Annotated in this window: 21 protein-coding genes; 5 read left to right on the top strand and 16 right to left on the bottom strand. The window is 37.5% G+C overall.

Going from position 1 to position 21,826, the window contains the following annotated elements; all coding sequences use genetic code 11:
* Positions 1–29 precede the first annotated feature (29 nt).
* Positions 30–533: a hypothetical protein gene (locus CVT17_RS03920; protein WP_103579680.1), complete on the top strand. Its 504-nt coding sequence runs from the start codon at positions 30–32 to the stop codon at positions 531–533.
* A gap of 133 nt (positions 534–666) precedes the next feature.
* Here CVT17_RS03920 and CVT17_RS03915 read toward each other — a convergent pair whose 3' ends face one another.
* Together CVT17_RS03915 and rsmH are read right to left on the bottom strand one after the other, a co-directional pair.
* Positions 667–960, bottom strand: a complete 294-nt coding sequence (locus CVT17_RS03915; protein WP_021090986.1) for a hypothetical protein — start codon at positions 958–960, stop codon at positions 667–669.
* A 2-nt stretch (positions 961–962) separates the two neighbouring features.
* Complete coding sequence (gene rsmH / locus CVT17_RS03910) at positions 963–1,886, bottom strand: 16S rRNA (cytosine(1402)-N(4))-methyltransferase RsmH (protein ID WP_107770486.1); 924 nt, start codon at positions 1,884–1,886, stop codon at positions 963–965.
* Positions 1,887–2,013: 127 nt separating this feature from the next.
* Here rsmH and CVT17_RS03905 point away from each other — a divergent pair, with 127 nt between their 5' ends.
* The 4 genes from CVT17_RS03905 to ftsZ all read left to right on the top strand — a co-directional run bounded on the left by CVT17_RS03905 (position 2,014) and on the right by ftsZ (position 6,788).
* Entirely contained in the window at positions 2,014–2,601 is a 588-nt protein-coding gene (locus tag CVT17_RS03905) for a class II aldolase and adducin N-terminal domain-containing protein (RefSeq protein WP_107770487.1), read from the top strand.
* Positions 2,602–2,739: 138 nt separating this feature from the next.
* The gene (locus CVT17_RS03900; RefSeq protein WP_107770488.1) at positions 2,740–4,200 is read left to right on the top strand and encodes a peptidylprolyl isomerase; all 1,461 of its coding nucleotides are present in this window, start codon (positions 2,740–2,742) and stop codon (positions 4,198–4,200) included.
* Between the two features lie 6 nt (positions 4,201–4,206).
* Complete coding sequence (ftsA, locus tag CVT17_RS03895) at positions 4,207–5,634, top strand: cell division protein FtsA (protein ID WP_021090773.1); 1,428 nt, start codon at positions 4,207–4,209, stop codon at positions 5,632–5,634.
* A 14-nt stretch (positions 5,635–5,648) separates the two neighbouring features.
* On the top strand, positions 5,649–6,788 hold the full coding sequence (ftsZ, locus tag CVT17_RS03890) for a cell division protein FtsZ (RefSeq protein WP_103593171.1): 1,140 nt from the start codon (positions 5,649–5,651) through the stop codon (positions 6,786–6,788).
* An 89-nt stretch (positions 6,789–6,877) separates the two neighbouring features.
* Here the strand turns inward: ftsZ and CVT17_RS03885 are convergent, their stop codons facing one another.
* The 14 genes from CVT17_RS03885 to yidC all read right to left on the bottom strand — a co-directional run bounded on the left by CVT17_RS03885 (position 6,878) and on the right by yidC (position 21,826).
* Positions 6,878–7,171: a metal-sulfur cluster assembly factor gene (locus tag CVT17_RS03885; RefSeq protein WP_021091019.1), complete on the bottom strand. Its 294-nt coding sequence runs from the start codon at positions 7,169–7,171 to the stop codon at positions 6,878–6,880.
* 3 nt (positions 7,172–7,174) lie between these two features.
* Entirely contained in the window at positions 7,175–8,365 is a 1,191-nt protein-coding gene (locus CVT17_RS03880; RefSeq protein ID WP_107770489.1) for a peptidase M50, read from the bottom strand.
* A 1-nt stretch (position 8,366) separates the two neighbouring features.
* Entirely contained in the window at positions 8,367–8,705 is a 339-nt protein-coding gene (locus CVT17_RS03875) for a hypothetical protein (RefSeq protein WP_107770490.1), read from the bottom strand.
* A gap of 73 nt (positions 8,706–8,778) precedes the next feature.
* Entirely contained in the window at positions 8,779–9,819 is a 1,041-nt protein-coding gene (gene msrB / locus CVT17_RS03870; protein ID WP_107770491.1) for a peptide-methionine (R)-S-oxide reductase MsrB, read from the bottom strand.
* 80 nt (positions 9,820–9,899) lie between these two features.
* A complete protein-coding gene (gene purH / locus CVT17_RS03865) occupies positions 9,900–11,432 on the bottom strand; it encodes a bifunctional phosphoribosylaminoimidazolecarboxamide formyltransferase/IMP cyclohydrolase (RefSeq protein ID WP_107858691.1) in 1,533 nt (510 codons plus the stop codon).
* Between the two features lie 22 nt (positions 11,433–11,454).
* On the bottom strand, positions 11,455–12,027 hold the full coding sequence (locus tag CVT17_RS03860) for a hypothetical protein (protein ID WP_107770493.1): 573 nt from the start codon (positions 12,025–12,027) through the stop codon (positions 11,455–11,457).
* Positions 12,028–12,762 (bottom strand): TerB family tellurite resistance protein, encoded by a 735-nt coding sequence (locus CVT17_RS03855; RefSeq protein WP_107770494.1) that lies wholly within the window; start codon positions 12,760–12,762, stop codon positions 12,028–12,030.
* Position 12,763: 1 nt separating this feature from the next.
* Positions 12,764–13,825, bottom strand: coding sequence for an SDH family Clp fold serine proteinase (locus CVT17_RS03850; protein WP_107695291.1), 1,062 nt, complete (start codon positions 13,823–13,825; stop codon positions 12,764–12,766).
* Between the two features lie 3 nt (positions 13,826–13,828).
* Positions 13,829–16,018, bottom strand: a complete 2,190-nt coding sequence (purL, locus tag CVT17_RS03845; RefSeq protein ID WP_107770495.1) for a phosphoribosylformylglycinamidine synthase subunit PurL — start codon at positions 16,016–16,018, stop codon at positions 13,829–13,831.
* Positions 16,019–16,361: 343 nt separating this feature from the next.
* Positions 16,362–17,099 (bottom strand): hypothetical protein, encoded by a 738-nt coding sequence (locus CVT17_RS03840; RefSeq protein ID WP_107770496.1) that lies wholly within the window; start codon positions 17,097–17,099, stop codon positions 16,362–16,364.
* A gap of 32 nt (positions 17,100–17,131) precedes the next feature.
* Positions 17,132–17,866: a hypothetical protein gene (locus tag CVT17_RS03835; protein WP_107770497.1), complete on the bottom strand. Its 735-nt coding sequence runs from the start codon at positions 17,864–17,866 to the stop codon at positions 17,132–17,134.
* 26 nt (positions 17,867–17,892) lie between these two features.
* Positions 17,893–19,218 carry a tRNA uridine-5-carboxymethylaminomethyl(34) synthesis GTPase MnmE gene (gene mnmE, locus CVT17_RS03830; protein ID WP_107770498.1) on the bottom strand — a complete coding sequence of 442 codons (1,326 nt, stop codon included), beginning with the start codon at positions 19,216–19,218 and terminating at the stop codon, positions 17,893–17,895.
* The gene (locus CVT17_RS03825; protein ID WP_107770499.1) at positions 19,215–20,273 is read right to left on the bottom strand and encodes a Jag N-terminal domain-containing protein; all 1,059 of its coding nucleotides are present in this window, start codon (positions 20,271–20,273) and stop codon (positions 19,215–19,217) included. Before CVT17_RS03825 ends, mnmE begins: the two co-directional genes overlap by 4 nt.
* On the bottom strand, positions 20,273–21,826 hold the full coding sequence (gene yidC, locus CVT17_RS03820; protein ID WP_107770500.1) for a membrane protein insertase YidC: 1,554 nt from the start codon (positions 21,824–21,826) through the stop codon (positions 20,273–20,275). Before yidC ends, CVT17_RS03825 begins: the two co-directional genes overlap by 1 nt.

The raw sequence follows: 21,826 nt of genomic DNA, 5'->3' as shown, positions 1-21,826 counted from the left end.
AAATTTCAAAGGTAAAAAGTCTATAAAAAATGCAAGAAACTTTAAAAGATAGAATCATAAAAAACGTTTTTTTTGTTTCAAAACAGCCAGTTTTATTTAGGGATCTACTTGAAGCAAATGCCCTTTTTAACGAAGGTATGCTAATAGATGGAGCAAAGCTAAATTTTAGATTTAACCATATCAAGCTCTACCAGATTTATGCACTTATCTGTTTTGTCATTTTATTTCCATTGTTAATCATCACGCATCATTTTTTAGCAAAAACTGATGCACACATATCGATAATAGCGACTGCTGTCGTTACTTCGGCCGTTTTCATTGGCTTTGATATGTTTAAAGTTTGGGCAAGAAGAGAGATAAGTCACGATCTTATCAAGAAAGCCTGGAGTGTGCATTTTCCCTATTTTGGCTATGAAAAATACTCAAGCAAGGTCGAAGAAATTTATAATACTGCTATAAAAAATGACATATCAAAAAAAGATTTAGAACAATATATATATGAAAAGCTAATCTCTCAAAAAGAGAGTAATTAAAGTAATTAATTAGTAAGTTAAGCTAGGCTTTGTTTGTTGAGTTAACTTTATTTTTGTGCAGTTGCATACAAAATGGCTATATTATTTGCCAATGTAATTGAATCACCGAAATTTAAAAACTTTAAATGTTCAGTTATTTCCATTGACGCTCTTGCATATTATTTAAAATTTGATTTTTATAACGTAAATTTTCGAGCTTTATATTAAGAGCTCTATTTTCCTCTAAAAGCATATCTCGCTTACCGCTAATGTCCGCTATATCTCTACTTATATAATAAATTTGATTTGCTATGTAAATTTTTGGCAAAAATATAGCTAGAGCTATAAAAACAGCTAAATAGACCATCACTAATGTCTTAAAGCTTAAATTTACCTCACGTTTTTGCTCCTCGTCGTGAAGCGTTAGTAGCTCTTCTTTTTCTTGCATTTTTATCCCTTTATCTTAAAAACCCGCAGTTTTGCGCTCTTGCTTCGTGAGTTTACCTTTAGCTCACTACTACTTGCCGTTAGTGGCTTTTTGGTCAAAATTTCTCCTAATTCGTGGTTGTTTCCGCACTCACACCTATAGACACCTGGCGGGCAGATACAGCTATTTGCCCATTTTTTAAAGCGCTCCTTTACGATCCTATCTTCAAGTGAGTGAAATGTAATAATCGCCACAAGACAATCTTTAAACCCGCCTTTTTCTATACTATCAAGCAAATTTGTTAGCTCATCTAGCTCACCATTTACCTCTATCCTGATGGCTTGAAAGGCAAGTATTGCAGGGCTAACTCCGCGCCCTTTTATCTGGGCTGTACCTATTAAATTTGCAAGCTCTTTTGCACTCGTTATCTTGCCTAAATTTCTAGCATTTATAATTTTATTTGCAATCCCGGCAGCATTTTTTAGCTCACCATAATCTCTAAAAATTCTAACCAACTCATCAAAAGAGTATCCATTCACAACGTCAAACGCACTAAAATTTCGCTCTTTATCCATGCGCATATCAAGCGTGCTTGAGCTAAGACTAAAGCCCCTATCATCTTTATCTATCTGAAGCGAGCTAACACCGATGTCAGCCAAAATTCCTCTAACATTTAAAATTTCTTCTTGACTTAGCTTGCTAGTCAATTCAGAGAAGTTACTTTTATAAATTTTAACCCTACTACCAAATGGCTCAAGTTTTTTTAGTGAAAAATTTATAGCTTCGTTATCTCTATCACAGGCAATTAAATTTAAATTTTCATTTTGAGATAAAATGACACTAGAATGTCCGGCATATCCAAGCGTGCAATCTATAAAATTTCCATTTAAATTTTTAAAAAAAGATAGAACTTCATCAAGTAAAACACTAATATGTGGACTTTGCAACACTGCCTCTGTATAGTAAATAGTGTGGAAAATTTATCGAAATTTTACTTAAAAAGCTATCATTACACAAAATTTTACATAAATTTTAAGATAGCTTAAATATAATCGCTTAAATGTAGGAGAAAAAATGGAGCTAGAACACTCAATAAATGAGATAAAAACGATATCACTTTCTATGTTTAGAAAGAATTTTTTTGGCGTTTTTCACGGCTCGATTTCGGCAAGAGTCGAAAAAAATCAATTTATAATCAATAAACAAAATGCCATTTTTGATAATTTAAAAGATGATGATTTGACACTTCTTTCATCAAAAAAAGACTATCGTTGGAATGAAGCTAGTCTTGATGCTGATATACACTTAAATATTTATAAAAATATAAATGAGGCGAGATTTGTTTGCTACGCAATGCCACCATACGCAACTGCCTACGCAATGAAACATGAAAAAATAGTACCGAAAGATTATTTTGGGTATATGAGATTTAATGAAATTTTAGTCTATGATCCAAAACAATATGACGACTGGTATGAGCGTGCAGAAACTGAAATTTATAGATATATGGTTGAAAAAAATACAAACATTATTATCATTAAAGGATATGGCATTTATGCCTACAGTAGAAGCCCTCAGCTTCTTGCAAAAGAGATAGCTTTACTAGAAAATAGCTGCAAATTGCTTCATTTAACTAGTGGTTATAGCGATTATAGTATTTAAAATTTTGCTAACAATACCAAAAAAATGTTATTAAAATTCTTCACAAAGGTATTTTTAAAGCCCCTATTTTAAGCTTATTTAAGGCAATTTTATATAATATATCATACGAATTTCGTTAGTCTTTTAAAGGAAAATTTAATGTTGTCTTGGATGCAAAAACATAAAAAATACCTAGTTGTTACCATTTGGGTAAGTACAATAGCCTTTGTTGGAGCAGGCTTTGTAGGCTGGGGAGCATATGATTTAAACAGCAATCGAGCCACTTCGGTAGCAAAAGTAGGACACAGAAATATAAGCATTCAAGAACTACAACAAAAATACGATAATTTGTATCAATACTACAATAATCTTTTTGATGGTAAATTAACACAAGAAAAGGCCAATGAGTTAGGCTTACAAAATGCTGCACTTCAGGCTACAATTCAAGAGAATTTACTATTAAATTTTGCAGACGATATAGGTCTTAGTGTTAGTAAAGATGATATTTTAAAATATATAATCGCTGATCCAACATTTCAAAAAGATGGTACTTTTGATAAAAATTTATACTACGATATTTTAAGAAGAGCTAGAATAAATCCAACTGATTTTGAAGAAAATTTAAAACTAACAATACTACTTGATAAGCTTAGAACTATTTTAAATTTACCAGCTAGCAAAGAAGACATTGCAATGATGGAAGCAAGCTTTTTTATGCAAGACAAATTAGCAATACAGATAATAAATGCTAATCAAAGTGATATAAAAATAGATGAAAAAGAGCTAAAGAATCTTTGGGAAACAAATAAAAACAACTATATGACAAAGACTATATATGGTCTAGAAACATACTTTATAGAGTCAAATAAAAATGATGTAAATCAAACTACTTTGAGTGACTACTATAACGAAAACAAGGAGAGATACAAAGGCTCTGATGATAAAATCAAATCATTTGACGAAGTAAAGACTGAAGTTGTCAAAGACTACAATATTGAGAAAAGTAAGACCGATGCTTTAAAAAAATATACCTCTATCAAAAAAGCTGAGCTTGCAACAAATGAATTTGTTAGTATAAATGAAGATAATGCGACATTCTCGCTCGATGAAATAAAAGGGGCAAAAGTTGGTGAGGTGATAAAACCGTTTACATATAAAGATGGATATTTGATAGTTAGAGTAAAAAGTATAACTCCTCCACAACCTATGAGTTTTGAACAAGCAAGAGCAATGGTGCTTAAAATTTACAAAGATAAAAAGAAAAAAGAAAACTTAATAACCATAGCAAAAGAGTCTTTACAAAATTTCAAAGGAACTGATATAGGCTTTATCAGTAGAGATATAAATGGCTCTATCTTAGGACTAAATGAAAGTGAAACTAGAACTTTTGTTTCTCAACTTTTTGAAACTAACAACAAAAAAGAAGATTATGTTATATTAGAAGATAAGGCCGTTATATACGATATTTTGGAACAAAGGTTGCTTGTAGATAATATAGATAATAACTATAAGCAAATAACACAGCAAAACGTTACAATGCTTAAAAATAATGAGTTAATAAAAGATTTAACAAACAAACTAAAAAAATACTATGAAATTAAAGAATATATCAAAAGGTAATTTATCTTGAGTACAAAAATTTTAGGTATAGATATCGGCTCTTTCCAGATTTGTGCAGTAATAGCACAACATGATGAAAATGGTATTAAGATAATTGGAATTGGAACTGAAAAAACGCAGGGAATAAGAAAAGGTGTTATAACTAATATTGAACAAGCTGCAAAGTCAATAAAAAATGCATTAATAGAAGCACAAAGAGTTGCAGGAACACGCTATGAAAAGGTCATAGTTTCTATTTCTGGTGCGTATACAAAAAGCGTTGACAGTAGTGGTGTAGTGAATATACCAAATCATGAAATAGGTATAAAAGAGATTGAGCGTGCTATGCAAATGGCCGATCATACAGCTGATATACCTCATGAATATGAAAAATTACATGTTCTTCCTTATAATTTTAAAGTAGATGGACAAGAACACATTGAAGATCCAATAGGCATGAATGGTAGTAGACTGGAAGTGCAAACACATATTGTTACAGTACAAAAATCATCTATTAGCAACCTAAGAAAAGCCGTAAATTTAGCAGGCGTTCAGCTAGATAACATAGTCCTTTCAGGATATGCTTCTGCGATAGCAACATTAACAAAAGATGAGAAAGAGCTTGGTGCCGCACTTGTTGATATGGGTGGTGCTACTTGTAATCTTGTAGTGCATTCTGGAAATTCTATAAGATACAATGAATTTTTACCTGTTGGCTCAGCAAACATTACAAATGATCTTTCTATGGCTCTACATACACCACTTCCAAAGGCAGAAGAGATAAAATTAGGTTATGGTGCTTTAATAAATAAGTCAGTTGATCTAATAGAGCTCCCGATACTTGGAGATGAAACAAAAAGCCACGAAGTTTCACTAGACATAATATCAAATGTTATATATGCCAGAGCAGAAGAAACCCTTATGGTACTTGCTAAGATGCTAGAAGATAGCGGCTATAAAGATAGCATTGGTGCTGGAATAATACTTACTGGCGGCATGACTAAGCTAGAAGGTATTAGGGATCTTGCATCTGCGATATTTGATAAAATGCCAGTTCGTATAGCAAAACCAAAAGAAATGGATGGATTATTTGAAATTTTAAGAGACCCAGCAAATTCTTGTGCTATAGGGCTTTGTTTGTATGGTGCTGGCAACTTTAGCCCATACGAGATTGATTCTGAGAAAAAAATGAGATACCAAGGGGAAATAGCCTCAAAACCGAAAGCAAATTTTAGGAATGTTTTTGTAGAAGAAGAAAATGTACAAAATTTTGGACAAGAGGTGCAGGATCCAAATGAAAAAGAGGATAGTTTTTCTGATAAAGATTTTGAATTAGAGATAGCAAATAAATCAAAAAACAAAGAAGAGCTTGCCAATATTGCAGATATTAGCAAACAAGAAAAAAAGCCAAATGCTTTTGCAAAATTTTGGTATAGTATTACACAATTATTTTAAGGAGAATTTCAAAAATGAGTAGCTTCACAGTAGAAGAAAATAAAAGCATCTATGGTGCAAAGATAAAGGTCGTAGGTGTAGGTGGAGGTGGTGGCAATATGGTCAACCACATAATAAGAGTTAATCCAAATTTAAATATAGATCTTATTGTTGCTAATACAGATGCTAAGGCTCTTGAAAATTCTCTTGCACATACAAAAATACAGCTTGGAGAAAAGACAACAAAAGGTCTAGGTGCAGGCATGAGACCTGAAATAGGAAAAGCTGCTGCTGAAGAGAGCTACGATGAAGTAAAAAGTGCACTTGAGACATCAGATATAGTTTTTATCGGTACAGGACTTGGTGGTGGAACTGGTACAGGTGCAGCTCCAGTAGTTGCTCAAGCTGCAAAAGATATTGGCGCACTAACAGTTGCAGTTGTTACTATGCCTTTTATGTTTGAAGGAAAAAAACGTAGAAAATTGGCTGATTGTGGCCTTGAAGAACTTAGAAAAGAAAGCGATTCTATTGTAGTCATTCCAAACGATAAGCTCTTAACACTAATTGATAAAAATGCTGGCATAAAAGAAAGCTTTGAAATGGTCGATGAAGTACTTGCAAGAGCCGTCAATGGCATGAGTACGATCGTGCTTGATTCAGGAAAAAGCGACATAAATCTAGACTTTGCTGATGTTAGAACGATTATGAGCCATAGAGGACTAGCTCTAATGGGTGTTGGCGAAGCAAGCGGCGAAGATGCAGCACAAGAAGCTATAAAAAATGCTATACAATCACCACTTCTTGATAATATGACAATAAATGGCGCATTTGGTATTTTAGTTCATTTTAGAATAAGCCCTAGTTGCCCACTAGCTGATATCAATAATGCGATGAGCATTATTCATGAGGCAGCAGATGAAGATGCTGAAATTATATTTGGTACAACAACTGATGACAAAATAGAAGACAATAAAGTTGAAGTTACAATAATAGCCACAGGTTTTCAAAGCTCACAAAAAGAAACTGAAAAAAAAGATGAAATACAAACTTCTAATGCAAACGATATCATAAAAAAAGAGCGTATATTAAGACTTAAAAAAGTTAGTGGTGGATATGACGAAGACTATATGTCACAGCTTGATGTGCCATCATTTATGCGCCATCAAATGGACTAATAAAAAACAAACTCCTTAAAATTTCTAGAGAGCTTTTGCTCTCTAGCTTATTAAAAATTTACAAACCTTTAAATCCAAAAACTTAAAAATTAAACTCCAAGTTGTGCTTTTACAAAATCGCTTGCCATTTGTATATTCCACTCAGGCTCCCAGACAAGATCGATCTCACACTCTTTGACGCCTTCTATATCAAGCACGGCAGTCTCTACCCAGCCAAGTATCATTTCATGTAGCGGGCAAGATTTGGTTGAAAGCGTCATAGTAACCTTTGCTTTGCCATTCTCATCGCAGCTCGCATCATATATAAGTCCGAGCGAAACGATATCAAAGCCAACTTCTGGATCAACGATATTTGACAGTGCGTTATAAATTTTTTCTTTCATTTTTTATCCTTTAAAACCAGTAAATCTAAAAATATTTATTATATTTATCGATAGCAAAACTATACTAAGAGCTATAAAAATCATACCTGCTTGCACTAAAATTTCTAGTTCAAAGCAAGTTGATAGAAGATAACAAAGAAGCGAGATAGCATTAAAAGCTATACCAAAATAAGCTATCTTTTTTAGTATCATGGCATCAAGAAGTGGCACTTTTACCTTTCCGACAAAAGGTGCTACGTAGTGATACCATATGAGAAATGGTGCGATCTTATAAAGATGAGCTACGATAAAAGCAAACAAAAAGCCATATATTAAAAAATATGCAGCTAAATTTAATTTGTCTAAAGCTATAAAAACAGTGGCACCAAGCAAAGCCACCAACGAAAGCACTATATTTACATTCCAGTAATCATACGCCTTTCTAACGCGTTTTTTTAAAATATAAAGCGCTTGAGCTATAAAAAGTAAAGCCGCCACACATATTGACAAAATAGACAAATTTTCATTAAAAGCTAGTAAGATGCCACCCAAAATATAGCATGCTAGTGAGGTCTTGCTAAGTGTAAATTTTAGATCGTGAGCCAATGCAAACATAGGTAAGAGTACGCTAGCAGCTCCAAGTATCACAAGAAATACAAATCCCAGCACAAAATAAACGTGAAATTTTAGTGTCATCTCAAAATCAAGCATCAGCGTGCCACTAAGTATCATAAGCAAGCAAAAACCAAGCGTTATTCCAATTAGCAAAAAGACAGCTGAAACAAAAAGTGCAAAGGCCGCAAAGCTCTTTTTTTCATTATCCATAAAGCTTAGTGCATAAGTCGTAGCAAAAAAGGCAAGTGAGCAAAAAAGCAAAACTCCACTAATTTGTAAAATTTTAGCATCAGCAAATAACATCCCGTAACACATACCCAGCAATGATAGACAAAAAATAGCCAAATTTAAAATAGCACCTTTTGCTGTAAAAAATGGCTTTTCTAAGATGACTGAGGTTAGCTGATAAAGTGCTCCGATAATAATACTCATAACAAAGCCAACAAAAAATATATGCAAAAAACCAGCTGTGTTTAGTGAGCTAATCGCATCAAAATCTGTATAAAAGAATGCCGGCACACTTAATGCTAAAAAGAAAATTCCAGCAATAAAATATCCACCGACTAGCTTAAATGGTGGCGCGTAAGTATTTAAAAGCATCTTAGTGGCAAAGACTCATATCTACGTCTTCTATGTTTGCACCGTCTTTTAGGCTAAAAATCATCTTTACAGCCCCACCATCTATATCTTCACGCTCTATATCAAAGCTCTTATCTATCTTTGGTATAAGACCAGCTGGAAATTTATGATTTAGCATCATAATTTTTGTGTCTTTATCAGCAAATTTAATAGCGATTAATGCATTGACCATTGGCTCTGGCGGCACGCAAGGACGTGAATCAAAGCCAACAAAATTTACACCATTTTCATTAAATTTATAAAATGGCACAGTTGCACCATCGACATTAAACTGCTCTGCGTTTTTGAAAAAATCGCTCATTTTTTCTCCTTTTAATTTTGGAGAATTATACTCTGATTAAACTTTTTAAACTATTGATTTGCTTCAACAAAAGCTATTTTATGTAAGGTATAAATTCCTCGTATCCAAGCCTAGCCATATCTTCAAGTGGTATAAATTTAAGGCTTGCGCCGTTTATGCAATATCTTAGCCCACCCTTATCGCTTGGGCCATCGTCAAAAACATGTCCAAGGTGCGCATCGCTATTTTGAGACTTAACTTCGACCCTTTTCATCATAAACGAGTTGTCCTCCTTATACGAAAGAGCTGTTGTCGTGATAGGCTTTGTAAAGCTTGGCCAGCCACATCCTGCATCAAATTTATCTGCACTTGAGAAAAGTGGCTTTCCGCTCGTTATATCTACATAAATGCCTTTTTGATCAAATTTATCATACTCGCTGCTAAATGGCCTCTCGGTCGCTGCTTCTTGCGTCACGGCATACTGCTCGCTACTTAAATTTTTCTTTAGCTCATCTTTACTAAGCGGCTTAAATTTTGCCTCATCGTAAAGCGGTTTATCAGCTAAACCTAGGTCAATGTGACAATATCCAAAAGGATTTTTATCAAGATAATCTTGATGATACTCCTCACCTAAGACGAAATTTTTAAGTGGCGCCACCTCAACCACGATCTTATCTTTAAATTTCTTTTGCTCTATTTTCATAAAGCTCTCTATCGTTGGCAGATCACTTTCGCTCACATAGTAAATTCCGCTTCTATACTGCCTACCAACGTCATTGCCTTGTTTGTTTAGCGAGGTCGGATCGATTACCCTAAAAAAGTGAGCCAAAATTTCAGCCAAAGCGACTCTATTTTCGTCGTATTTTACATAAAGTGTCTCAGCATGATCACTCTCATGAAGCTCGCGGTAGCTAGTATTTTCGCTCTTGCCATTCGCGTAGCCTACCTTTGTATCCACTACGCCAAATATCTTTTTAAAATATCCCTGCATACCCCAAAAGCAACCGCCTGCTAGATAAATTTCTTTTAAATTTTGCCCTGCCATCGTCTGCTCCTTTATAAGCTCATCTTTTGCCATCAAATTTAGACCAAAAAACACCGCCGCCATTAAGATAAATTTTAAGATCTTTTTCATTCTATCTCCTTTCATTTTTAAAAGATTATATGAAAATTAAAGTTATAAAGTGTGAAGAAAGGGGCAAGCGCCCCTAAATTTTAGTGCAAGAAGTGCCTAACACCAGTAAAATATAGTGACATGCCATGCTCATCGGTAGCCTCTATCACCTCATCATCTCTGATGCTGCCACCTGGCTCGATGACACATTTTACGCCGACCTTGCTAGCGATGTCGATACTATCTCTAAATGGAAAGAATGCCTCACTTGCAAGAACGCAACCGCTTAGATCGATCTTTAGCTCTTTTGCCTTTGCCACGGCTGCACGTGCAGCATCCACACGGCTAGTCATACCCATGCCAATAGCCACCATAGCGCCATCTTTTACATAAACTACGCAGTTGCTCTTCGTTAGCGCAGCCACTTTCCACGCGATCTGAGCATCTTTTAGTTCGCTACCAGTTGCAAATTTCTTGCTCATTTGCTTCATATTTTCAAGCTCTTCGTCTTTTACATAGTCTCTTTCTTGAAATACAAATCCACCATCAACGTGCTTAAAGTCAAATTTATCATTTGAGCGAACTAAAAATTTATTGTCTTGAGTGAAAATTTTGATACGTTTTTTACTCTCAAATACTTTAAGAGCTGCTTCATCAACATTTGCAGCAATTATTACTTCAACGTAAATTTCATTTATCTTTTTTGCTAGCTTCTCATCAAGTGTGCCATTTATTGCAACCACACCGCCGTAAGCTGAGATCGGATCGCACTTAAGCGCAGCCTCGTAGCTCTCAAGCAAGGTATCTTTTACTGCAAAGCCGCAAGGGTTAGCGTGCTTGATGATAGCCACTGCTGGCGCATCATCAAAGCTAGTTGCAAGCATCAATGCGCCATTTATATCGGTCATATTATTGAAACTTGCCTCGCCTTTTAAGGCTCTAAAGTTATTTGTAAAGAAATAATCAAACTCATAAAGTGCGCCTTTTTGGTGTGGATTTTCTCCGTATCTTGTGTCAAAAACCTTGCTTCCCACGATAAATCTAGCATCGCCAAAACCACCATTAAATCTATCATTCATATAGTTTGCGATCATACTATCATAAGCTGCTGTGTGCTCGAATGCCTTTATCATCAGCGATCTTCTAAACTCAAAATCATCACTTTTCTCTTTTAGGCGCTTTAAAATTTCATCATAATCAAGCACGCTAGTAACGATAAGCACGTCTTTAAAATTTTTAGCTGCACTTCTTACCATGGCTGGGCCACCGATGTCAATATTTTCGATGATCTCAGCAAAGTCATCTGTCCTAATCGTAGTCTCTTTAAATGGATATAAATTTACGCAAACTAGGTCTATGCCCTCGATGCCATGCTCTTTTGCCTGAGCCACGTGCGTAGCGTCGTCACGTTTATGCAAGATGCCGCCATGTATCTTTGGATGAAGCGTCTTTACCCTGCCCTCAAACATCTCAGGTGAAGCCGTAAATTCGCTAACCTCAGTGGCTTTGATGCCATTTTCTTTTAAAAGCTTAAATGTACCGCCAGTTGAAAGTATCTGCCAGCCAAGCTCTTCCAGCCCCTTTGCAAACTCTACAATGCCCTCTTTATCGCTAACGCTAAGCAATGCTCTCATTTTTTCTCCTTCATTAAATTTTTTATCTTTTTGTTAAACATATACCTTTTACAAGCAGAAGCTGCCCCATTTTTATATCCTTTGCGATATTCTTTATAGATAAGGCTTCTAGCGTAACCATAACATTTGCAGCTGCATCTATATAATAGTCTTTTCTCTCTACAAAGTTTTCACGCTTTTGACCAGCAATATCAACACTAAAGGCATAGCTTGAAATTTGATTGCCATCAAAATATCTCGCATCTAATACGCTTAAATTTACAGGCTCCTCTTTCTCAAGTGCCTCGCATATCGGCTTTTTCGAGCTAAATTTCATCACCTTTATACCGCGATCATACGAAAAGATATACTCACTAATTTCATTTAATTTTTTTGCTTGAACCGACATAATGTCGCTCTTGTTGCCATCTTTATCGACAAATATTATGCTCACATTGCTATCTTTAACATCGTAGTTGCTGATGACTAACCTTTGATCTTGATAAAGCTCGCTTTGCGTAAGCTTAAATTTTATCTCTTTTCCATCGATATTTACCACTTTAAAATTATTACAAAAGCCAGCCACCGCTAGCAGCAAAATAATAAATTTATTCATCTAAACTCCAAATTTCTCTTTTAATCGCCCATAAGCCTCATTTATCTCCTGAAGCTTTTTAGTTGAGCGTTCTATCACCTCTTTACTCTCGCCTCTACCCATTAAAATGTCGGGATGATACTGCCTCACAAGCTCTTTATAACGAGCTTTTACCTCTTCAAGACTTGCATTTTTACTAAGTCCTAGAATCTCAAACGCATCTTTTTCTTGGATAGCTTCATCGGGATTTGCATCAAATCTTGAGCCATAAAAGCTATCAAATTTAAAGATGATCTCATCAAGCGTATCTTTGTCGATGCCAAATCCATAAGCAATATTTCTGATGACAGCTTGCTCACTTGCATTAAACTCGCCATCAATATAAGCCAAATTCAGAAAAAATGTGAGTCTAGCGACACATGTATCGTAGTTTAGATTAAACGCACGCTTATAGTTTCTGGCGGTCTCATAGGCGTTATCTACATTTTCTTTTTGACTGTTATAGACATCTTTTAGATACTCACGCACGCCGCTAACGCCGCTAACTTTCTGGCTTAGATCATCTAGCACTTGAGTGATCAGCCTAGCCTCTAGCTCGCTAACTCTGCCGTCACTTTTAGCTACTTTTGCAAGCAGTGAGACTAGAAATTTAGCCTCATCTACATCTGCTTGTTTCTTGCGGTTACTACCTATTTGGACATTCATAAAGAGAAATATCGCACCGCCTAATATCAGTAAAAACAGGACTCCAGACATATTACCACAAGTGATAGATAGTATTTTTTATTTTGCCATTTACTAGCTCGTTTTTACGCCAAGAGCTCTCGTCATTCATCACATTCCAGCGACGCTCTTCAGGGCGATAAAACCAGTCCTTATCTATCTGATAGTAAATTTGCTTGCCATTTGTTTCGATGATATTTGCGATATTGTTATCGTGGTAGCTATTTTCATCATAGTCGGTAAAAGCTCGCTGTCCCATCTCAGAGTAAAGTAGCGTTAACTCTTGAAGCATTTCATTTAGATCATCATCCATCTTTTTTACATGAAGGCCGATCTCGTGCGCCTCTCTAAAGAGGATCGGATATTCGTGAGCTGGGTAGTCGCCATTTAGCCTTTCAGAAATTTCTGCGATCTTTTTATCATCATCGATGTGGTACCTAAGAAGCTCGGTGCAAATCTTAAGCGATAACGAGCTAGCACGATCAACCGCACCAAAGACTAGCGGATGAATATACTCATAAAGAGAATTATAAGGGTTTGTGTCGTTTGGCCTATCTTTGTCTTGCTCTTTCCAAAGCTTCACCACACGACTAAGTTCGTCCATCGAAACACTCACAAGCTCATTGCCTTTGTTTGTCGGGCTAAGCTCGTGTTTGAGTGAAGTATCAACAGGCGTTAGATAGGCAAGTGGCCCCATGACGATCTCATTTGCGCCAAGTGCCATCATGGTAGCAGCTGAGGCACAGTTTGCAGGTATTAGAGCTATTAAATTTTTGCAGTAATTTCTAAGAGTAGTGATAATCCTAAGAGCGGCGATACCGCTTCCGCCGTCACTTTTTATAAAAAGATAAGCAGTATCTATCTTTTTACCCTTTAAAATTTCATACATAGCACTCGCATCGTTGCCGCAAACGCTACCAGCATTTGAATTATAGTAAGTTATCAAGGTGGCGTTTAGTCTTTTTTCGATCGATTTTATTAAATTTTGTGTCTTACTAAAAAGCACTGGCGGTTTTGCTACGCCCCGCTTTTCAACTTGCTCTGCTTCCTTTTGCTCATTTTCAGCCTCAGCGACCTTACCCTTTTTCAAAGCCATTTTTTAATCCTCTTTTCTAACGATTTTTGCAAACTCATTTAGATAAATTTCTCTTATCTCATCCACGCTCTCATCGATATCATTTAGTTTAAATCTTCTGCCACCACTAACGCCAATTTTTTCAAATTTTACGCCAAATTTAGCAGCAAGCGCTTCAAATTTAGCCTCGTCTTTTACTCCCACAACTGCTCTTGAAAAGCTCTCATCAAAGATAAAATTCGGCTCTTTAAATTTCGCCTCGCAGTTTACGCCGATGTTTGATATGCTAGCCATTTTTGCTAGCGTGATAGCAAGACCACCCACGCCTACGCTATTTGCAAACTCTAAAATTTGCTCTTTATTTGCTTCGATTATTAGATCCCAAAGAGCTCGCTCAGCTTTATAATCAACCTCTTTTAGCTTTCCGCCAACCACATTAAATAGTGCCTTTGCATAAAGTGAAGCTGCAAATTCTCCACTTGTCTCGCCAAGAAGGTAAATCGCCCTGCCCTCGCTTAAAAATGTGCTTTTTAGATTTAAGTTCGCATCTTCATTTACACCTACTGTGACAATGGCTGGTGTCGGATAGACGCTCACGCCGTCAGTGTCGTTATAGAGGCTCACGTTACCGCTAACAACTGGCGTATTTAGCTCACGGCAAGCCTCTTTTATGCCTTCACATCCCTCTTTGAACTGCCACATCACCTCTGGATTTTGTGGATTGCCGTAGTTTAGGCAGTCGGTGATCGCAAGTGGCATAGCGCCACTCATCGCTACCTTTCTACCAGCTGCTGCGACGGCTCTTGCAGCGCCAATTTTAGGATCAACAAAATTTGCTCTAGGATCACACTGTGCAGCCATAGAGACGGCCTTTTTAGTGCCTTTTACTCTGATACTTGCAGCGCCTAAGTGACCTGGCTGTTTTATCGTGTTTGTTTGGATATTTGCGTCGTATTGATCGTAGATAAAGCTTTTATTTAGCACCTCTGGCTCTTTTAAAAGCTTGAAAAATGCGGTTTTGTTATCAACGTTATTTGGAATTTTTAAATTTGCTATCTCATCAAGATATTTTGGACGTGCAACTGGGCGGTCAAGCACCGGAGCTGCCTCACTAAGTGGGCCGATAGGGATTTCGCCTGCAAGCTCACCATGCCAGTAAAGCTGCATCACACCGCTACTTGTGACCTCGCCGATGATCTCAGCGTCAAGGTCCCACTTTCTAAAAATTTCAAGCACCTTTTGCTCATAGCCCTTTTTGGCGCATATTAGCATGCGCTCTTGAGACTCACTTAGCATTAGCTCATAAGGCGTCATGCCAACTTCACGCATCGGCACGCGGTCTAGGTACATCTTCATACCGCTACCACTTCTGCCTGCCATCTCAAAGCTAGAGCTTGTTAGTCCCGCTGCGCCCATGTCTTGGATGCCAATAATGTAGTCTTTTTTAAAGAGCTCCAAGCAAGCTTCCATAAGCAGCTTCTCAGCAAATGGATCACCCACCTGCACCGTCGGACGAAGCGATTTGTTCTCGTCGTTAAAGCTATCACTAGCCATCACAGCGCCGCCAAGTCCGTCTCTGCCGGTCTTTGAGCCCACGTAAATGACTGGATTGCCTACGCCTTCAGCCTTGCCGTAGAAAATTTCATCACTTTTACAAAGCCCAAGCGCAAAGGCGTTGATTAGGATATTGCCATTAAAGCTAGGATCAAATGTGGTTTCGCCACCGATCGTTGGGATGCCCATGCAGTTACCATAGTGTCCGATACCTGCAACACTTCCTTTTAGTAGATATCTATGCTTTTTGGCTAGCTCGCTATCGCCTCTTATCTCACCAAAACGAAGCGAGTTCATGTTCGCAACAACCCTTGCGCCCATCGTAAAGATATCTCTTAAAATTCCACCAACTCCAGTTGCAGCACCTTGAAACGGCTCGATAAAGCTTGGGTGATTATGACTCTCCATCTTAAACACAGCCGCAACCCCGTCGCCAACGTCAATGACGCCAGCATTTTCGCCAGGTCCTTGGATGACCCAAGGCGCCTTTGTCGGAAAGCCGTTTAGGTATTTTTTGCTTGATTTGTAGCTGCAGTGCTCGCTCCACATCGCTGAAAATATACCAAGCTCTAGCAAATTTGGCTCTCTGCCTAGGATCTTTAGGATCTCTTCGTACTCTTGGTCGCTGATTTTGTGCGCTTTTACGGTAGCTTTGTCCATTTTTAGCCTTTAAAAAATTTTGGTTGATTTTACTTAAATTTGCATAAAAAGATGATAAACCAAAGGAGCGAAAATAGAACAAATTTGACGAATAAAATAAGAGTCTAAACTTCATATAGCAAGCTAAAATGTTATATTTGTAGTTATTGATTCGGCTATAAATTCAACCGAAAAATTAGCATTTTTGCGGTACGGGTCTTGGTGAACGGCTCAAATTTTAGACGAATGCCAAATTTGAACTAGCTGTGGAAATTAAAAATTTAAGCATACTAGACCCCTAAATTTGACGCAAGAAAGTCCGATACTCCGTCAAATTTAGCAGGCGATTACCCGCCGCAAACGACTATTTGCTCGGCATGCTATAGTAGCAAAGTATGTTTAGCAGGATACGCCCTTGCTTTTTGAGGTCTTGATCGATGACGTCTTGTCTAAATTTCGCAGAGGTCGCCCGTTCTTTAACCTCGGCTAGCTTGCTGCTAGGCAGGTTAAATTTAAAGTCTAAATTTTTTATCTCAAAGCCTTTGTTTCCGACTATCTTCGCGTCGATCACGGTAGCGAAAAACTCGTCAGACGCGCCCACGTAGTAGTTCGTCACGCTTCTAGCGCTTATAGGTTCGCCGCCAAAAAACGCCTTGCAAACAGGAGATTTTTGCGCGCTATAAACCACGCTCTCAAGGATCCCGCCGCCAAATTCGTAAAACTTAAATTTCTTTGAGTTTTGTAGCTTTTTTATCTCGTCTTTATCGCTCAAATCTACATTTCTACCGCTATCCAGATCAATTACTATCAGAGTTTTTACGCCGTCGCCGCTTGCATAAACCCAGCCTAGATTTTGGCTCGCCGAGTCGCTCTCGCCCGGCGATTTCACCTCGGCCCTACCCATGTAGTCGCCGAATTTTTCCTCTGTTTTGCCGCCGCTCATCTCGTAGACCGTAGTCTCGGTTATAAATCCGATCTGCTGTATGCTAGCGTCGTTTTCCATATACGTACGCCACGCTCTCTCGCCGCCCATCTCGCCTGTAATGGCCGCGCAACCGCTAAACGCCAATGCCGCAATAGCCGCTAGAAATAATTTTTTCATATCGCGCTCGCGTTTAAATTTGATAAAAGCGATCAGTTTTTAGGCGCGGCGCACACGATGTTTGATAGGATTTGCTCCTGTTTTTTAGAGTCGGCGTCTATGACTTTGCTTCTAAAATCCGCCGAGCGAGCCCGCGTTTGCGTACTAGCAAGCTTGCCGTCGCTAACGAAAAATTTAAAGTCTAGATTTTTGATCTCGGCGCTTTTGCCCTTCTTCACTCCGATATCCATCAGGGTCGCGAAAAATTCGCTATTGTCGACGCTTTCTTTATCGTAATAATTAGTCACCGCATGAGCTTTTACCGTCTTGTCCGCCGCAAAACTCTCGCACACGGCGCCCGAGTCCGCACTAAAAACTACGCTCTCTAATATGCCGCCGCCAAACTGATAAAATTTGACCGTTTTTGCCTTTTTTAGGGCTTCATGCTCGGCTTTATCGCGCATATTTACGTAGCGATAGCCGAATTTTTTCTTGTCGTCAAGCTCAAGTACCGTAAACGAAAGCCCGTTTAGCGCATACATATCGCCCAGTTTCAGCGCCATATCGGCCCTTTTTACGATCGCCATACCGATGACGTCGCCGTCTTTTAGCGCGTAAGTTTTGCTTAAATTTTCCGAGTAAAACGCGATATTGCCGAGGTTACCGTCGTTTTCAAAATACTTACTCCACTTTGGTTCGGATGAGTCCGTACCCGTTAGTTTATCTTGCAAAGGCGCGCAACCGCTAAATAACGCCGCCAAAGCGACGACTGATAGAATTTTTTTCATTGTTTTCTCCTTTAAGATAAATTCGCTCACTTGCCCAGGCAAAAGCTGCTAAACATTTCGTCTAAAATTTCGCTTCTTTCAAACGGCTTCGTGATTGACGAGATTTGCTCTATCGCCGCATTTAGCTCATAAGCAAAAAGCTCGAGCTCAGACTCGACAAGCAAATTTAACGCTCTTTTTAAAGCCTCGCTCGCCTCTTTGCAGCTTAAAATTTGGCGGTTTGAGCTTAGCATGATCTCGTCGGTGTCTTGCGTCTTGAGATATTCCTCGAGCTTTTTTAAAACTACACTCGTATCGGTTTTTGCTGAAATTTTGATAGCACCGTCCAAATTTATGTCAAATTTAAATGCCAGATCGCTTTTGTTTAGGATAAAAAAGGCTTTTTTACTTGAGTTAGAAACGAGTCTAATTATCTCTTTGTCTTGCTCGTCGCTTGGATTTGAGCCATCAAAAACAGCTAGGATTATGTCAGCTTCGTTTATAGCAGCAATAGAATAGTTTATACCGATTTGCTCGATCTTTCCAGCATCTTTTCTGATGCCAGCGGTATCTATTATACGAACCAGATGTGAGCCGATCTTAAAATTTTCTTCTATCCTATCTCTAGTAGTGCCCGCCTCGTCGCTAACGATCGCCCTCTCGTATGCCAAAAATGAGTTTAAAATGGAGCTTTTGCCAACATTTGGCTTACCAACGATAGCGATCTTAAAGCCATCAATCAGCCCTCTTCTTTGCTCGCTAAGTGTGGCTATACGCTCTAGTTTCTCACTATTTTTTAAAAGCATCTGCTTGGTCTGTTCTAGTAAATTTGCAGGCAGATCATCATCAGCATAATCAATCATTGTCTCAACAAAAGCAAGAGTTTTTACAACTTCGCTTCTGATCTCTCCTACAAATTTACTAAGATCGCCTTGCATCTGACGGGTCAAAATTTTAGCAGCGATCTCGCTTTTTGAAGTGATGAGTCCTTGCATAGCCTCAGCCTTAGCTAGATCCATCTTGCCATTTAAAAACGCTCGCTTGCTAAACTCGCCTGGCATAGCAAGCCTTGCACCAGCCTTTATTAGCTCATTTAAAATTCTCTCACTCACCATCACGCCACCATGAGTTTGAAACTCAACGATATCCTCGCCTGTAAAGCTTGCTGGGCCTTTAAAATATATAACGATGCCCTCGTCTAAAATTTCATCATCAAGGGAGTAAATTTTGGCAAGTTTTGCGTATCTTGGCTCTAAATTTGAAAGTTTAAGGAGTTTTAAAGAAATAGCTAGGGCGTCCTTGCCGCTAAGTCTTACGATAGAAACTGAGCCGATGCCATAAGCTGTGGCAAGGGCTGCGATAGTTTCACTCATTTTTTGAAAAAGTCATTTACAACGACAAATTTGCCGTCATTGCCACTTTTTATGCCGACATATTTATCTGGGAATTTCTCGCGAAGCTTCTCAAGCGCGATCTTGACCAAAACCCCATCAAGCGGCTTTGTTTGAGCTCTGCCACTATTTTGCACACGCTCGATCACGCCATTTAGATATTGATCCATCATCGCTTCTTGATTTTGCAAAAATTGCGCGATCTCTAGGCGGATAGCGAGGTTGTATTTTGAATTTAGCCAGTTATAAAGCATGTAAGATATCGCTTTATACCTATAACCTTCTTTACCTATAAGTAGAGCCGCATCAGCTCCATCAAGCTCTATAAGCACCGTTTCATCGTCAAATTTGCTAACTTCAATTTTACTAATATCAAAACAACTTGCCTTAAAAAGACGGTTCATGCCATCTTTGATCTCAGGTAAAATTTTATCAAAGTCGATTGCTGATTTTTCTTTTTTTTCTTTTTGTAAAGCTTGAGCCACACTCTCTTCATCAGTTTGGTTAAAATTTTCAATAATAGAATTATCTAAAATATTTTTAGGAGCATTTTTACCAGCTTGTAACTCCTTTATTTCTTTTGGCTCATCAAGTCTCTTTATTACATATCCTGGTTCAGCTTCTTCACTCTTTTGAGCAAACGCATCTTTAGCTAGAGCTTCGTTTTTTTCACTTAAATTTGACTTTTCATTTTTATGTTCTTTTTGCTCAAATTTAGTTTCGTTTTTTTCATCTCTATGTTTTTTAAGGCCTCGCTTTTTATCGCTATGATCGTGTTTTTTAGCTTGCTTTTTATCTTCTTTTATAGCCTCGTTCTCATCATTTTTTTTAACAAAATTTTTATCATTTTTTGACTTGTGTTGTGGTTTTGACTGATTTTCTAAATTTGCTTCGATGATCGCACTTCTTTTAAAAAATCCAAAAAAACCACTGCTTGGATGCTGTAAAACTTTTATATCAAGCTGAGTTACTGAGCAGTTAAGCTGCTCGGCTGCCTTTTGAAATGCCTCTTGAAGGGTATTTGCTTCTATTTTCATTAAGCCTTTACCTCCGCAGCTTTTTTATGTTTTTCAAAAAGTTTATTTACAAATACTTGCTGAACAACCGAGCAAACGTTATTTACAAACCAGTAAAGTGTAAGACCAGCTGGGAATGTCACGAAGAAAAATGTAAATATAAGAGGTAAAAATTTCATCACCTTTTCTTGCATAGGATCAGTAAATGTCGTTGGTGTAAGCTTTTGCTGTAAAAACATCGTTAGACCCATCAAAATAGGCAATACAAAATATGGGTCCATTACCGAAAGATCGTGTATCCAAAGTATCCAAGGAGCACCTTTTAGCTCGATCGCATTTAGTAAGACGCGGTAGATCGCAAAAAATACCGGAATCTGGAGCAAGATCGGTAAGCAGCCACCCATCGGATTTGCACCATGCTTTTTATAAAGCTCCATCATATGAACTTGCATTTTTTGCTTATCATCTTTATATTTTGTCTGAAGCTCTTTTACCTTTGGAGCAAGCTCTTTAAGCTTGTTCATGGATAACATACCCTTATATGTAAGCGGGAATAAAACTATCCTTATAACAAGCGTTAGCACAACTATCGCCCAACCCCAGTTGCCAATGTAGTTATACAAGAAATTTAAAAATGCAAACATCGGTTTTGCTATAAATGTAAACCAACCATACTCAATAACGTCGTTTAGTCTCTCGTCCATTGAGCTTAAAATTTTATGCTCTTTTGGTCCGATATATGCGCCTAATTTTAAATTATCATTTGCCTTTACAAAAAGAATAGGATTATTGTTAGAATCTTTATCTGTGGCTACTTCAAATGGCTTTTCAAATGAGTAAAATAGAGTTGTATAGTATCTATCAGAGGCGGCTGCTATTGTGGTATTTGCATAGTTTTTAACCTCTTTGGCGTCACCGTCTTCTATGATGTTTAGGCTATCATCTGTATTTCTAAGCATCACGCCATGAACTGTGTAGCTATCTACTGCGATGTTTGGCCTAAAGCCAGGAGTGATGAAATAATCAACACTTTTACTTAAATTTACTTCAACCTCGTAACGACCATTTGGGTAAAATTTGATATTTTTTGTGACCGTAACTCCATCTAAATTTTGAGTAAGTTTTATGATTTTAGGCTCGCTGCTGACATCTATCTCGCTAGCGTCACTACTATATGTAACCTTAAAAGCATCGGTATTTAGCGTACTATCGTTAAATCTAAGCTCAAGTGGCAATGGATTCTGTGAGACAAGCTCGATTTTGTTGCCATCTTCTGTTTTATATTTCTCTTCAGTTAGATAGAATTTTGAAATTCTTCCTAGCTTATCTATTTTTGCTTCGTAGCTTTGACCTTTGATAGTAGCGATTATCTCGTTTGAAGCTAAATTTTCATTTGATTTTGGAGTATTTTGATTTATATTTGGAGCTTTATTTTGATCTATTGTTTTAGACATTGTAGTTTGGTTTTGCTCAGGTATCACCCTTTTTGGCATAAAAAAATCATACACTATAAAAAAAACAATAGATAAAAGTGCTGCAAGAAGCAACCTTTTTTGCATAGACATCTGTTCCAT

It is taken from the genome of Campylobacter concisus, from assembly GCF_003048775.2.
Classification (GTDB): Bacteria; Campylobacterota; Campylobacteria; order Campylobacterales; family Campylobacteraceae; genus Campylobacter_A; species Campylobacter_A concisus_I.
The sequence above is the reverse complement of the archived record's forward strand: the minus strand, read 5'-3'. Positions and strand labels throughout refer to the sequence as shown.